Source organism: Mycobacterium sp. WUMAC-067, assembly GCF_020217485.1.
GTDB lineage: Bacteria > Actinomycetota > Actinomycetes > Mycobacteriales > Mycobacteriaceae > Mycobacterium.
On the sequence record NZ_JAEKMI010000035.1, the window covers coordinates 1 to 13492 of the forward strand.

10 protein-coding genes and 1 pseudogene are annotated in these 13492 nt (G+C 61.4%); 5 read left to right on the forward strand and 6 right to left on the reverse strand.

Going from position 1 to position 13492, the window contains the following annotated elements; translation table 11 throughout:
• Positions 1-405: 405 nt before the first annotated feature.
• Positions 406-1194, forward strand: a complete 789-nt coding sequence (locus JF781_RS20695; protein ID WP_225341299.1) for a FadR/GntR family transcriptional regulator — start codon at positions 406-408, stop codon at positions 1192-1194.
• A 93-nt stretch (positions 1195-1287) separates the two neighbouring features.
• On the opposite strand, the gene JF781_RS20700 is transcribed toward JF781_RS20695, so the two are convergent.
• Positions 1288-2976, reverse strand: coding sequence for an acyl-CoA synthetase (locus JF781_RS20700; RefSeq protein ID WP_225329172.1), 1689 nt, complete (start codon positions 2974-2976; stop codon positions 1288-1290).
• Between the two features lie 719 nt (positions 2977-3695).
• Between JF781_RS20700 and JF781_RS20705 the strand changes: the two genes are divergently transcribed.
• Positions 3696-4889, forward strand: a complete 1194-nt coding sequence (locus tag JF781_RS20705; protein WP_225329136.1) for an amidohydrolase family protein — start codon at positions 3696-3698, stop codon at positions 4887-4889.
• A 222-nt stretch (positions 4890-5111) separates the two neighbouring features.
• Complete coding sequence (locus JF781_RS20710) at positions 5112-6176, forward strand: dihydrodipicolinate synthase (RefSeq protein ID WP_225329137.1); 1065 nt, start codon at positions 5112-5114, stop codon at positions 6174-6176.
• A gap of 213 nt (positions 6177-6389) precedes the next feature.
• Here the strand turns inward: JF781_RS20710 and JF781_RS20715 are convergent.
• Both JF781_RS20715 and JF781_RS20720 read right to left on the reverse strand, forming a co-directional pair.
• Positions 6390-6575: pseudogene (locus tag JF781_RS20715) on the reverse strand (SDR family oxidoreductase); the annotation flags it as partial.
• Between the two features lie 123 nt (positions 6576-6698).
• A complete protein-coding gene (locus JF781_RS20720; RefSeq protein WP_225329138.1) occupies positions 6699-7748 on the reverse strand; it encodes a phosphotransferase family protein in 1050 nt (349 codons plus the stop codon).
• Positions 7749-7928: 180 nt separating this feature from the next.
• Between JF781_RS20720 and JF781_RS20725 the strand changes: the two genes are divergently transcribed.
• The gene (locus tag JF781_RS20725; RefSeq protein ID WP_225329139.1) at positions 7929-8780 is read left to right on the forward strand and encodes an SDR family NAD(P)-dependent oxidoreductase; all 852 of its coding nucleotides are present in this window, start codon (positions 7929-7931) and stop codon (positions 8778-8780) included.
• A 373-nt stretch (positions 8781-9153) separates the two neighbouring features.
• Here the strand turns inward: JF781_RS20725 and JF781_RS28580 are convergent, their stop codons facing one another.
• The 3 genes from JF781_RS28580 to JF781_RS20740 all read right to left on the reverse strand — a co-directional run bounded on the left by JF781_RS28580 (position 9154) and on the right by JF781_RS20740 (position 12267).
• Complete coding sequence (locus JF781_RS28580; RefSeq protein WP_225329140.1) at positions 9154-9915, reverse strand: FadR/GntR family transcriptional regulator; 762 nt, start codon at positions 9913-9915, stop codon at positions 9154-9156.
• A 283-nt stretch (positions 9916-10198) separates the two neighbouring features.
• On the reverse strand, positions 10199-12121 hold the full coding sequence (locus tag JF781_RS20735) for a hypothetical protein (protein ID WP_225329141.1): 1923 nt from the start codon (positions 12119-12121) through the stop codon (positions 10199-10201).
• Complete coding sequence (locus tag JF781_RS20740; RefSeq protein WP_225329142.1) at positions 12118-12267, reverse strand: hypothetical protein; 150 nt, start codon at positions 12265-12267, stop codon at positions 12118-12120. The genes JF781_RS20735 and JF781_RS20740 overlap by 4 nt, the downstream gene beginning before the upstream one ends.
• A 213-nt stretch (positions 12268-12480) precedes the next feature.
• Here JF781_RS20740 and JF781_RS20745 point away from each other — a divergent pair, with 213 nt between their 5' ends.
• The gene (locus tag JF781_RS20745) at positions 12481-13440 is read left to right on the forward strand and encodes a hypothetical protein (RefSeq protein WP_225329143.1); all 960 of its coding nucleotides are present in this window, start codon (positions 12481-12483) and stop codon (positions 13438-13440) included.
• Positions 13441-13492: the final 52 nt, after the last annotated feature.

A 13492-nucleotide genomic window follows, 5' to 3' on the forward strand; every position in this document is an offset into this window, starting at 1 on the left:
ATTGCGACGCTTCTGGATCGCGTGCGAGCCTGTTGTTCCCCAGATACCGCCGGCTCTACAAACGACCCACCGGTAAGGTCTACCACACATTCCGCAGTGGACGCGACGTTCATATCGAGACCTCAGCTGGCTCAATAGACATGGACGCGTGCAGACGGGTTGCGCGGGCCGGGAGTCGGCCATCGTGGCTTAAACATCTAAAGGTTAGCTTGCATGGAGCCGTCTCGGCGGCGGCTATTCGTCCGACCAGTTCACAACGACGGCTGGGTTCGCGACGCTGAGAACCCGTTGTCGTGGCGGTACGGTGAGACCGCTAGCGGAACGTTGGCGCAGCCCGGCGATAAATGTCGGATAATTAGCGTCGTCAAGGGTCTGGGCTTCGCGGCCCCGTGGAATTGTCAGATAGTGGGGAGAGAAGTGGCTAAGCGCACAGCGGCGGCGGCCCAAAAACCGGCCGAGAACCCGCCACCAGGCAAACCGAAACAAATCGCCGATCAACTGCGCGGCGTGATCATCACCGGCGGATTGGACGAGGGTGACCTGCTGGGCACCGAGGCCGATCTGCTTGACCAGTTCGACGTGTCACGGCCATCTTTGCGTGAAGCCCTGCGAATCCTGGAGGCCGATGGCCTAATCTCGGTGGCACGCGGTGTGCTCGGCGGTGTGGTCGTCCATCGTCCGGACCAGCGCATGACGGCCCGCGCGGCGGCGTTGGTTCTGCAGGCGCGCAGCGTCTCGCTGTCCGATGTCTTTGACGCCAGCGCCGTCATCGAACCGGCCGCAGCGCGTATGTTGGCTACCTCGCGTGGTCGCCAGCGCGCAGCCGAACTGCTTCGGCAGGTCATTGTCGAGCAGAAGCGCACCGTCGACGATCCGCTCGGGTGGGCCAACGCCGTGGTTCGTTTCCACAGTCAGATAGTGCATCTGGCCGGAAACCAAACACTGATACTCATGGCAGAGACCATCAACGAAGTCGTCGACCGAGCGATCGCCGACGTGCTGACAAGGGGCCAAGAGCAACCCGCGACCGCACGCCGGCGTACGACTCGCGCACATGAACTGCTCGTGGAACTCATCGCCGACGGTGATGCTGATGCCGCCCAAGCACATTGGGCCACCCACATGGCGCGGCTGCGTCGCACGCTACTAGGCGAGTTTGCGACCACGTTTGTCAATCACAATCGCCACGTGTAGCGTCTTCGCACCCGGTTGATCCGGGTCATGTTGTGCCAGAAGGGGAGTCGGGTGGGACTCCATCTTCACCTTCTGGTGCGGTCGGAATGTTCCTCATTTCTTTCGCTCAACGCTCGCCTGTGCTCGGGCCCATGTGTAATCAGCTTTGCCGGCGGGACTGCGCTCAATACCGGGCCGGAACAGCACTGCCTTCGGCAGCTTGTAACGCGCCAGCGAAGCCGCCGCGTGGGTGATCAGAGCCGCGGCGTCGACCGCACCGGGTTCGGTGAGCGCGACGATCGCGATCACCTCTTGGCCCCAGCGCTCGCTCGGGCGACTGGTGACCACGACGTCGGCGACAGATGGGTGCGAGGCAATCGCCATCTCGACCTCCTCGGCGAAGACTTTTTCGCCGCCAGAGTTGATGGACGCTGCTTCCCGGCCCAATAGCTCAATTGCGCCGTCCGCCAGATGACGTGCCCGATCACCGGGTACTGCGTAGCGGATACCGTCGATGACGGGGAATGTCTTCGCAGTCTTGGCCCGGTCGTCCTTGTACCCGAGCGGAACCCATCCGCGCTGGGCTAACCAACCGGTGCCTTCATGACCTGGAGGCAGCACCCGATCGCAGTGCTCACCGACCACATAGGTATCGGGTCCCGGCTTGAATGTGCCCGTCGACACCGCGCCGGACGTCGACATGTGGGTCAATTGAGCTCCTGTCTCCGATGAACCGACGCCGTCCAGGACAATGAGCCCTGGACATGCATCGATCAAGCGTTGCTTGATCGATGCAGTCAGCCGAGCGCCGCCGTTCCCGACCAGGGCGAGCGATGACACATCGGCGTGCGAGTTTTCGATCGCTTCCGCCAGAGGACGCGCCATGGCATCGCCAACGATGGATGCCACAAAAACCTTCTCCCGCGAAATGGTGCGCACGGCCGCGTCAGCATCGAACCGGTGTGTCACGGGGGAGAACACCGCGGTGTGCCCGAGCGTGACCGCGGACATGACACCCCACTGCGCTGCGCCGTGGATAAGGGGTGGAAGCACCATGAGTTTGGTGCCTGTGGAAGAGGCGGCGCGCTCGACGACCTCCTCGATCGAGCCGACAGAGCGGCCGGTGTACAAATCGCGTCCGCCGAATGCGGCCATGAAGATGTCGTGTTGACGCCAGAGCACACCTTTCGGCATTCCAGTGGTGCCACCTGTGTAGAGGATGTAAAGGTCGTCTGGCGATGGGGTCACTGGGGGAGCTTGCGATGAACCTGCTGCGACGATCGACTCGTAATCGACTGCACCGGGAAGCAGGGGATTGCCCGACTCGTCGGCGATCTGAACGAGTACCCGCAGATCGGGTAGTCCAGGCAGCACCTCGGCCAGCACAGGTGCAAAGGTGGCGTGATAGATGAGAGCGGTTGCGGCGGAATCCGAAAGCAGGTAGGTCAATTCCGATTTGACATAGCGGTAGTTGACGTTGAACGGCGCAACCCGCGCCCGGAACGACGCGAGTAACGACTCAACGAACTCGTTGCCGCTGTAGGCGCAGATGCCGACGACATCCTGTCCGACGGCGCTGCCGTCCAGCGCGGACCGTTCGGTGTGACACCCCAGACCTTGCCCATGAAGAAAGGATGAAAGCCGGTTGGACCGGTCCCTGATCTGTGCGAATGTGTAGCGGCGGTCCCCTTGGACCACCAGCTCCCGATCGGGGACGGCGTCGGCAACGGCGTCGAGTACCGAGGGCATGGTGAAGGTCGCCGCCCCCGTGAGCGGATCGATGATGTTACGGCAATCGCTCATGCGTACGTCATTCCAAACCGCTGCGCGGAATTGTCGTGAAACCTTTGACCGCACTTCCTGAGCGCCATATACGCTGTGCCAGCGGATTTCGACCATGGCCCCAAGTACCGCGGTGCATGCGCGAAGCAGCCCCCGGCGACAAAGGTGCACAGGAACCTCACGGTGGCCACCTCGTTTCCAACTGTCAGCATGTGGTCTTAGTTGCGCCACAGGTCTATCGGCAGACTAGCGCCACATTAAACATCTAGAGATATGGGATTGTAAAGTGGGCACCCAGCCAGTTGGGCCGCGCTGACGTGACCTAACGGCCTGGACCAGCGGCCGTGGATGTTAACCAACTGCGGTGACGTGGTTGACAAAATCGATAACCGCTCCCCGCACCGTACTTCACACCGACAGACACCCGGCCGATCGGGGCGGTCCCGCGGGGCCGCCGAGCTAGGTCGAGCGCGGCATTGCCGATCCTCTGCACGCCTAGCCAGTGGGCATGGTGCACGTCTGCCGAGAGTGGTGTAATCAACTAGGACGGTACTAAGATAGATCTAAAGGTTTCGCGTGCCTTGTAGCGCCGGTTCAGTATCGCCGCCCGTTAGTGAGGAGCGGAGCGCCGAGAGGTCGGGGCTAGCGACCCGCGGTCATCGGACGGCTGACCGCCCGCGTCGAACAAGACCTAAACGCACCTGGTGGGCCGGGCCATGGTTATGAGAGGGACACAAGAAATGGCGTTGGATTACAGGCCAATTGACGTTGACCACCACTACTACGAACCGTTGGATGCCTTCACAAGGCATCTGAGCAAGTCGTTCAAGCTGCGTGGTGTGCAGATGCTCACAAATGGCAAGCGCACCACGGCCGTCATCGGCCAGCGAGTCAACCGGTTCATAGCCAACCCGACGTTCGATCCAATCATTGTGCCTGGATGTTTGGATCTACTGTTCAGGGGAGAGATCCCCGATGGCATTGATCCGGCCTCGCTCATGAAGGTTGACCGACTCGCAGAGCACCCCGAGTACCAGGACCGCGAGGCCCGTGTGAAAGTTATGGACAAGCAAGGCATCGAAACGGTCTTTATGCTGCCGACGTTCGCCTGCGGCGTTGAAGAAGCGTTGAAGCATGACGTCGAGGCCACGATGGAGTCGGTGCACGCCTTCAACTTGTGGTTGGACGAGGACTGGGGATTCCACCGGCCTGATGGACGGGTTATTTCGGCGCCGATCATCTCCCTCGCTGACCCCGACAAAGCCGTGGATGAAGTGGAACGTGTGTTGGACCGCGATGCCAAACTCGTCCTCGTACGGCCCGCCCCCGTACCGGGCGTGGTTAAACCCCGGTCACTGGGACACCCCATCCACGACCCGGTGTGGGCGCGGCTGGCTGAGGCGGGAGTGCCCGTCGGTTTCCACCTCAGTGACAGTGGCTATTTACAATTCGCGGCGCTGTGGGGCGGCAAGTCGACATTTGAGCCTTTCGGGTCCAAGCCGGATCCACTCGATCAGATCCTCGTAGACGACCGAGCCATCCACGACAGTATGGCGTCGATGATTGCCCACGGCGTATTCACTCGCCATCCGGCGTTGAAGGCGGTCAGTATCGAAAACGGATCATATTTTGTCTTCCGGCTGATCAAACGCCTCAAGAAGGCGGCGAACAACCACCCGCGGTTGTTCCCCGTAGATCCCGTGGAACAACTGCACACCAACGTTTGGATCGCCCCCTACTACGAAGACGACCTCGATGCCTTGGCCGCGGCTGTCGGAGTCGACAAGATTCTGTTCGGATCGGACTGGCCCCACGGCGAGGGGCTGGCCGATCCAGTTGCTTTCACCAGCGAGTTGACGTCCTTCAGTGACGCAGACATCCAGAAAATCATGCGCGAGAACGCGTTAGAGCTACTCGGCGGCTCCGGGTGTTGACGGGCGCAGTTACGGATCGCTCGATGTGCGAATCGACCATTGCCATCGGCGATGCTCTGGCCGGCACTTTTCGTTGGGCACTGCAACACATTCGCTTACCCCTGGAAACTTACATTGCCCTATTCGCGGACGAGGGGACGCCGCGGTGGCACCGGTAGCAAGAATTGGTTTCGCCAACCACGAGGGTGAACAGCGAGCACGGCTCGCCGCGAGTACGGTCTCATGACTGTCCGGGTCATTCAGTGGGCAACAGGCCCGGTCGGTCTGGCGCAGCTGCGTGAGGTCATCGACAGACCAGAGCTCGAACTTGTTGGCGTGTTGGTCTACTCCGAGACGAAGGTTGGGCTCGACGCCGGCGCACTTGTCGATCGACCGGCGACTGGTGTGTGCGCTACCGCTGACCAGGGCGCAATCTTCGCGCTCGAGGCGGATGTGGTTTTGCACGCTGCAAGCAAAGCCGGGACTGTGGACACGAACGTCGATGACATTGTCGCCCTGCTGTCGTCGGGGAAGAATGTCATCACCACGACTTCCTACAACCACTTGCCAAGCTGCAGTCGAGCGATCGCTGATCGCATCACCGCAGCTTGCCGTACAGGAGGGTCGCGGTTCTTTGCAGCCGGCGAGCACCCTGGATTCGTCTTCGAACGACTGGCCACAGCAGTGACCGCACTTTCCCAGCATGTCGACTGCATCACCGTGCAGGAGTTCGTCGACTGCTCAGAAATCTCGGAGCGCGGCATGCTCGTAGATCTCATGGGAATGGGCAAGCAGCCGGACGAAATCACCGTGGAGTCACCGATGTTCAGCGCAGTTTCGCTTCAGTACGAGCAGGCGCTCGGGGGAGCGGCTGATGTTCTAAACTGCCGGATCGACTCCATCGAGCGGTCAATTGAGACCGTTACGGCATCCCAGGACGTCGTTCTCCGCTGCGCGACATTGAAGGCTAGGACCGTCGTTGGGCAAAAACTCTGCTGGACTGCGTATCAGCAGGGCAAGCCCGTCCTGGTTGCTGAGGAGTACTGGTCTGCGGCGAGTGATATACCGCAGTGGAGTTCGCAGCTTGCCGGACAATTCAGGGTCCGCATCACCGTAACGGGCGTGCCCTCAATGCAGCTCGATCTCGAGATTGGCAACGGCATCGTTCCCGGACTCGCCAACGTTTCGCAGGGACAGCTTGCTGTGGCGATGACAGCGGTCCGTGCAATCGGCGACGTCATGGCGTCGCCCGCCGGACGCGTCGTCATACCGAGGGTTTTCGGCGTCTACCAGTGGCCCGAAAGCTAGCGCCGGCGGCACCGTCTGTGTCGGACTCGGTTATGCGAGACAGCCGCAGCCATTGTGACTTTCCGGAAGGCACCTGGGGATCGGAAGGACCAGCGATCGCAGAGGCTTGTCGAGCGGTGCCGATGTGCTGAGTGATGCTACGGGCGGCAACTCGTAAGGACCGCGCCCAACGGAGTAGCTGCGCAAAAGACTTCAATGCCGGGCTGGACGCCGCTAGCCGGCTGGCCCGTCGGCGAACTTGAGGAGCACCACCCCCGGAATCGACTCGAATCTGCTGACCCGTCACATAACGGGACTCGTCGCTGGCCAAAACGACGGCAACGTTGGCGATGTCCTCGGGCTCGACGTAGGGCATGGGCACCCCTTAAAGCAGGTGAATTCCGATTCCGCATCGGCCCGGCTTGTCTTCGCATTCTTCATACCGGCCGAAATATGGCATGAAGACAAGCTCAAGATGGACCTGAAAGCCGGTTGTCGAGGTGCCAACGCGGTGACCGGTCACATAACTTTCGCCTGGTCTGCTCAGGCGTGAATGTGCCGAGATGCCCGGGTGGTCATGAGCTCCCATTCGGCCACAATCGGATTCGTGTCCTCGAGGGACGGACCGGCTAGCCCCCACTGGACCATTGCGCGCGTGGCGGTGATGCACAGGACCATCACGCCGAATGCCGTCCAGTAGTTGCAATCGCTTACCGGTCGGCCGGTCCGTTGACTCCAGCGCTGCCACGTTTCTTCGGGGGAGGGCACTCCCGGCAGGGGTTCGTCGGAGTTTTGCCGGTGCATCTCGTCGAGGAACAGCCCATAGCCGATGTCGGCCGCGGGATTGCCGATATACGCCACCTCGAAATCGACCAGGGCTTGCACGCTGTCCCCGTTGACGAGGGCGTTTACCAACCGAGCGTCGCCCATGCAGATGGCCGGAGCGGCGTCGGCGTCAACTGGGATGTTGGCCTGTAGCCAGTCGAGCACCGCCAGTTGGCGAGCCACCGTTTCCGCGTCGGCAGCGTCGAGTAGCGATGATCGCCAGTACTCGATCGCAGCTCCGCAGCCGCGGGGCAGATTCTCGGATTCTGCGAACTCGCTGGGATCGACTTTGTGCAAGGTCCCCAACGCATCGACGAAGCTTTCCCAAATGAGACGTTGAGTATCCGAGGAGTGGTCCCGGAACCAGCCCGTACCGTGGTAACCGTCTGGAGTCGTGTCGGCCACACTTCGTCCGGCGACGTGTTCGAGAATAAAGCATGGCCGGCCGATTACTCGAGCTCCGTGGTCGACCGCAATGATGCGTGGCACTGGTGCGCCCAGTCGTCGGGCCGCATCCATGATTCGTGCCTCGCGACACGGATCAGCCTGAAACACCATCCCGCCGGTAACCGGTGGCGCCTTGAGGACGAATGACACGGACGCATCTGCAAGCGTGCTGTCGACTCTCCAGGCTCCCCCAGAGTGTCCACCTCCGAGTTTCGTCACTGTCAGCGGCCCTAACGAAGGGTCGACTTCGTTCGCGAGCCAGTCGTGGAGGCGTTCGATGTCGAACGCCTCTTCGGCGGTCGCGGCGGTGTCACCGGTCATTCCGTCTCCCTGAGTTGTTCTGTGAAGCTGCCTAGCAGTCGAAAATTAGTGTAGGTCGTAACACCGATCCATCTAGATATTTTCCATACATCTAGATATTTTGGTTGGGGTCACCACGGGCACTATGCGCTACGGCCTCCGATCGACGGAGACGGCCTCGTCTAGGAAGAGAGTGATGCAATGGAGCTTGTCAAGGGTCAGCGGGCAATCATCACGGGTGGGGGGACCGGTCTCGGCTTTGCCAGCGCCAAGACACTGATAGAGCACGGCGCGCACGTCCTGATTGCGGGGCGACGCGCCGATGTACTCGAGTTGGCTGCCAACGAGCTCGAGAAGTTCGCGGTGGGTGGAACCATAGCCACGCACCAGTGTGACGTCACTGAGGAGTCGCAGGTGGAAGCCGCGATGGCGGCGGCGGCAGGCCCCTCCGGGCGGATCGACATCGTAATCGCCAACGCGGGAGGGGCATTCCCCGCACCGATAACCTCACTGGATCCAGCCGGTTGGCGTTTCGCTCTGGACCTAAACGTGATCGGCACGGCGTTGACGATCAAGCACGCGGTGCCGGCAATGAAGGAGAACGGCGGTTCCATCATCACGATGTCGTCGACAGCAGGAGTTAAAGTTGAGCGCTGGATGGCAGCCTACAGCGTCAGTAAGGCGGCGGTAGAGATGCTCACAAAGTGCGCAGCATTTGAGTTGTCGCAGTTCAAAATCCGCGTCAATGGTATTCGGCCGGGGTGGCATTCCACCGAGTCCAATCTGCAGTACTGCCCTCCGGAGTTCCAGGAGGACGTGATCGGCAAGACTTTCCTCGGCCGCGCTGGTGAACCCGACGACATTGGGAATGCGGTGTTATGGCTGGCAAGTCCATTGGCTTCATTCGTCACAGGTCACATCCTCGGTGTCGACGGTGGACTCGGAGTGGACGTCGGTGAAGACTTCGAGGGCATGGTGCGGATGCTGATGGGAGACGGCATGATGGACGCGGCTCTCGGCCGGACAGATGTGGACTCAGCGCCCGTGGCTTGATCGTACTGAGTTGGTGGTGCAGGGCTGGGTCAGCGAAGGGTCTCTGACCCAGTGTTGGAGTGGTCGTTTGAGCAGCTTGCCCGTCGGCATGCGATCGATGGAATCGACGAATGCCACCGAAGCTGGGCATTTGGAGTGGGCGATCAGTTCATGAGGTAAAGCGAGGAGTTCGTTTGCCCGAGCGCTGTCGCCCGTGCCTAGAACCACAGCTTCCCTACGTGCCCGCTGGCTGTTCGGTGCGGTCACCGCCGAGAATGCGCAGTGGGCGAGCAGTATTGCCCCAGTGAGCTCGGGTGGTCAATCCACTCTTGGAGGTCTGATCGTGCAGGCGGGACCCAGATATTTCAGTGTTGGAACGCCGGTGCCAGGTGCCTCAAGGGTTGGCTGGTATGAGTTCCACCACGCTAGATGCGTTGGTGCCCAATATCACTCGTCCCAGCGCGGCCATGTGTGCACGCCAGTGGGCTTCAGCGCGGTCGGCGTCACCGGCCTCGATGATCTCGAGTAACCGTTCCTGGGAGCGTAGATCGCGTCGTCGAGTGGCGGTCACTGCGAGCACGGGGTCGCCTCGGCTGTCGTTGATCAATGCGTGCGCGACGATCTGGTTGATCGTCTCAGCGAACATACTCAGGGTGGTGTTCCCGCCCAACGAGACGAGAGCCTCATGGAAGGCGAGGTTGGCGACACCAAACGCTTCCAGGTCATCGATGGTTCGACGTTGGTCGTCGAGGAGGTACCGCAGATGAGTGAGGGCTGAACGTCTGCCCTTTCGGCGTGCGGCGATCGCTTTGGCAGCGATGGGCTCAATAAGTGAGCGGGCCTCGAATACGTCGGCAAGCGAGACATTGCGCGATCGCAACAGGATCGCGGCGGTGCGTGCGGTGGTCCGGCTGTCAGGTGCGCGAACGAATACACCGCCATTGACGCCACGAACGACTTCGATCAGCCGCTCGGCCTCGAGGATCCGCAAGGCTTCTCGCAGAGACGGTCGTGACACTCCAAAGCGAGCCACCACTTCCGGTTCGCGGCCGAGGCTTTCGCCTTCCTTGAGTACACCGCTGACGATCAGGTCACGAAGCTCTTGTGCGATCTGCTGGGGCTTTTCGATTCCCGCCGTGCGCTTGCCGTCAGCCACCGTGGGTGCTCATCGTCATCAGTGCCTGCTCAAGCTGGCAGCTGCGGAATCAACCGTCAATTCGTCAGCCGAGGCTAGATCGTCCGTCGTCCCGTTACTGGCCGTCTCACCGTGAATAGCAGACCAAGGCGGTTTGGGAAATGGCGTGGACAGACGCACGACGCCGTCGAACCCTGCCGCCTCAATCTTGTCGGCTGTGGCGGAGCAGGCAAGCAGGTCGACCATAAGCAGCGCATTGGCTTTCACTGTGCTCTATCCACTCTCCATGTTCGGCGGAAGACATTCAGGTTTGCGGGACCACCGTCAGCGGGGTCCGTCCCTCAACGGTGATCGCGATGGTGGCAGTTCCGTCCTGGTTGGCCGTGATGACGTCAGTGAGGGCTCCAACGCAGCGGTACCGGGCACCCGGACGAAGTTGCGCCAGTTCGAGGTGGTGCCGTCCGGCGTCACGCCCGGGATACAACACTGTATCCAAGGCAGCACCATCTCCGAATGCGCGCGCCACCAGCACGTCGGGATAATGCACGTTGCGCAGCACGGGGCCAGTCCGGTTCGACGGATCGCTACCAAGGGTGGCAAGGTCGTGCAGGCCATCCTTGCGGCCCACCCTACCCATCAGCAGGAGGGCGTGACCCCACACCGAAACGTCGTGGTAAGAAAGCACTTTGGCCTCGCTGCACGAGGTCAACTCGGTCTCGATAGCCGCGCATATCGCGCGAGCGAGGTCATCGTCGCCGAACTCGCGGGCGCCGTGCAACAACATCCCGAATTTGAATCCCGGGCTGCGCTTCATATTGCCCGGATCAAACGCGGGCTCGTTTTGCTTTAGCTTACTTTCGCCACTTTCGAGCTGCTCGACGACATCGTCGCGACTAAGCCACCACAAACCTTCGGCGCGCTCACGGCATAGCGGGTGCAGGCCGATCGCTGCATTCATCGTGGTGGCCGGCCCGTTAGTGAACGGAGGAGTCAATCCCGTGTAGGCCGAGCGAAGTTCGGTGATCGTCCCGTCGAGCCGGGTGAACTCTTGGGCGATGTGACGATCGAAGCGCTCGGCAACGCGGTCCCAATGTGCAGTGCCGTGCGCCGCATCGTATGCGCGGATGGCCACGCCACCGGTGGTGTTGCAAAAGAGGTAAATCCAGTTCGGCTCGCACGGCCACGCTCCGAACGGTGCGCTCTCGTATTGGGACACCAAGATCTCTATCAACGTGGGCACGTCGTAGACGTAGCGTCGACCGCGTCGCGAAACCAAGGTGTACGCACCGGGCGCGTCGTGGCGAAGGTCGCCGGTGGCGGCTTGGTACAGGCCAAGCTGTTTGCCAACGTAGCCGCTGTACATGATGTTGTCGTGAATCAGGGGGTCCGCTCCCAATCGGAAGTTGCCCCAAAGGTTCTCCCACTTCCAGTACGACCACAGTCGTGGATCGCGGGTCTTCTCCAGGAGGTTGAGCTGCGCGTCCTGAAGGTAGCCACGCATTGCCGGCAAGTAGTTGGCATTGGCCAGTGCAAGCGCCCAGCCCAGCGTGAAGATTTGGTACCGGGTCGCCGAAAGCTGCCATTGATCTCCGAAGTGGAACCCGTTGAACTGTTCGACCGGCTGAAGCGCTCGATCCAGAGCAAACCGCAGTGCCGACAGATCGGCGAGCGACAGCTCGTCGCGTTGCTCGGCGGGCCGCGCGGCCAACATCGGTGCGCGGGAGGCCCGCGCGGCGTGAAGTTGCACGCGGCCGTCGATCTGTCGGGCAACCCGATGCTTGCGGTATGTCTCAGCGGCAATGATGGCGACGACCAAAGCGGCCACGATCAGCCACGAAGTGTCGAGGACTGCATCGTGGTGCATCGTCGCTGCCAGCGCAGCCGTGCCCACCCATACGATGATGGGCAGGAGCACGATGCCGCACCACCACCACACCACCACGGCAACGGCGAAGGCCCCCGCTGAAACCGCGGCGAGTGCTAGGTGCTCAGTCACGGCCCAGAAATCACCAGCCAGATAGTGCAGGAATCCACCCCCAGGCAGAACCAGTCCCAGCCCGAAGGCGCGCCAGTGGTCGCTGGGCGCCAGCACGCTCAACGCGAATCCCGCACCGGCTACGGCACCGTAGCTGAGCCGGAATCTTCTCAGCCGTTTTCGTGTGACGGGCCCTGGCCATTGCCGCGGCACATCGAAGTACCGGCTGTCCAACTCGGTCACGTGGCTCATCGGCGAATGTTGTCCTCAAAGATCACGCGATCACTGGCACTGGAGACCGGGAGTCGCCAGTGCGTCGCGTTGGCGGCACGCCGGTCGAATCGACGATCGGCAAGAATAATTCGGCGCAGCGGGGCCAGTAACGCGGTCATCACCATCGCCCCCATCACACAGCACAGCACAGCACAACCTTACTAAAAATCTAGATCTTTCACTGCGATTTGTTTAAATGTATCTTGGGCGCTGTGCCTGGGTGAGGTGGGAAGCCGGATACTGTCCACTGCGCAAGCTCGGCCCGTTCTAATGATTGGGGTGTCAATGACGATGCTAGATGTGATCGACGGTCACACGACAGCTGTAGGCGATCGCTGATGGCACGAGGACTGTCGTCGTTCACGGCGGCCGACGAAGACCTTCATCCCATCGACCCCGGGGACTGGTCCTGGAACGAGTCGTGGTTCTTGTCCTGGATCGACGCCAACGGTGGCCCGGCGGGAGTCTTCCGCGTCGGCGTCACCCCCAACCAGGACCGCGCAATGCTTTGGTGCTTCGTACACGTCAACGGTGCATGGCTCACCATCGAGGAATCAAGGCTCAACTACGCCGACATCGCCTTCGACGACGGAGTCGCCTACGACAAATGGGGCCTGACCTTCTCCAGCCGCGACGAGCAGGCGCTCAGCAGTGGCCACCTCAGCATCGCAGGGACCGCCCTGGTCCGCTCCGGGCCTCAGACGGGCGCGCGGGTGCCGCTGTCGGTCGAGCTGGACTATGCCGCGACGGGACCGTTGCACGGAACCGGAATCGGACCGGACGAGGGCCTAACACGTTATGCCACAGGGCGTTTCGAACAGTCCCTGTCGGCTAAGGGATTCGTAACCGTCGGCGACCAGAGTCATGCCGTTCGAGCCGGAGCGCACCGGGACAAATCGTGGGGGCCACGCGACTGGCGCAAGAGCTTCGCCATGGGCGATTTGCAAACGCAGCGCCGACAACTGTATTTCGTCGGGAGTGTATGGCCCGAACTCGCCATGGGCTATCTGCGCGATGATTCCGACCACCTTCAAACCTTGACCTGCATCGATGCCCACTTCGATTACCTCGACGAACAACGAACGATCAAGTCGGCAGAACTTTCGTTCCGCATCGACGGCGGAGGAACTGTTGACGTCTCGATGGTCCCGGTCTCCGACAGCATCGTGTTCGACATAGCGCACACCTGTCAGCAGCCGGAGCACTGGTTGTATTGGCGCACCCTCGTACAAGCGGAGGTCTCGGGATGGGAGGCGCCGGCGCGGGGATGGTTCGAATCCTCCCGGTACGACATCTGATGACTCATGTCGCAGGTGACATAGCGCCCAGAACAGTCCTAGTGGAGCGCCC

Coding starts and splice junctions, on each gene's coding strand:
- JF781_RS20700 (WP_225329172.1), bottom strand. CDS start 2,976: ATGAGCGATTGCCGTAACATCATCGATCCGCTCACGGGGGCGGCGACC.
- JF781_RS20705 (WP_225329136.1), top strand. CDS start 3,696: ATGGCGTTGGATTACAGGCCAATTGACGTTGACCACCACTACTACGAA.
- JF781_RS20710 (WP_225329137.1), top strand. CDS start 5,112: ATGACTGTCCGGGTCATTCAGTGGGCAACAGGCCCGGTCGGTCTGGCG.
- JF781_RS20720 (WP_225329138.1), bottom strand. CDS start 7,748: ATGACCGGTGACACCGCCGCGACCGCCGAAGAGGCGTTCGACATCGAA.
- JF781_RS20725 (WP_225329139.1), top strand. CDS start 7,929: ATGGAGCTTGTCAAGGGTCAGCGGGCAATCATCACGGGTGGGGGGACC.
- JF781_RS20735 (WP_225329141.1), bottom strand. CDS start 12,121: ATGAGCCACGTGACCGAGTTGGACAGCCGGTACTTCGATGTGCCGCGG.
- JF781_RS20740 (WP_225329142.1), bottom strand. CDS start 12,267: ATGGTGATGACCGCGTTACTGGCCCCGCTGCGCCGAATTATTCTTGCC.
- JF781_RS20745 (WP_225329143.1), top strand. CDS start 12,481: ATGGCACGAGGACTGTCGTCGTTCACGGCGGCCGACGAAGACCTTCAT.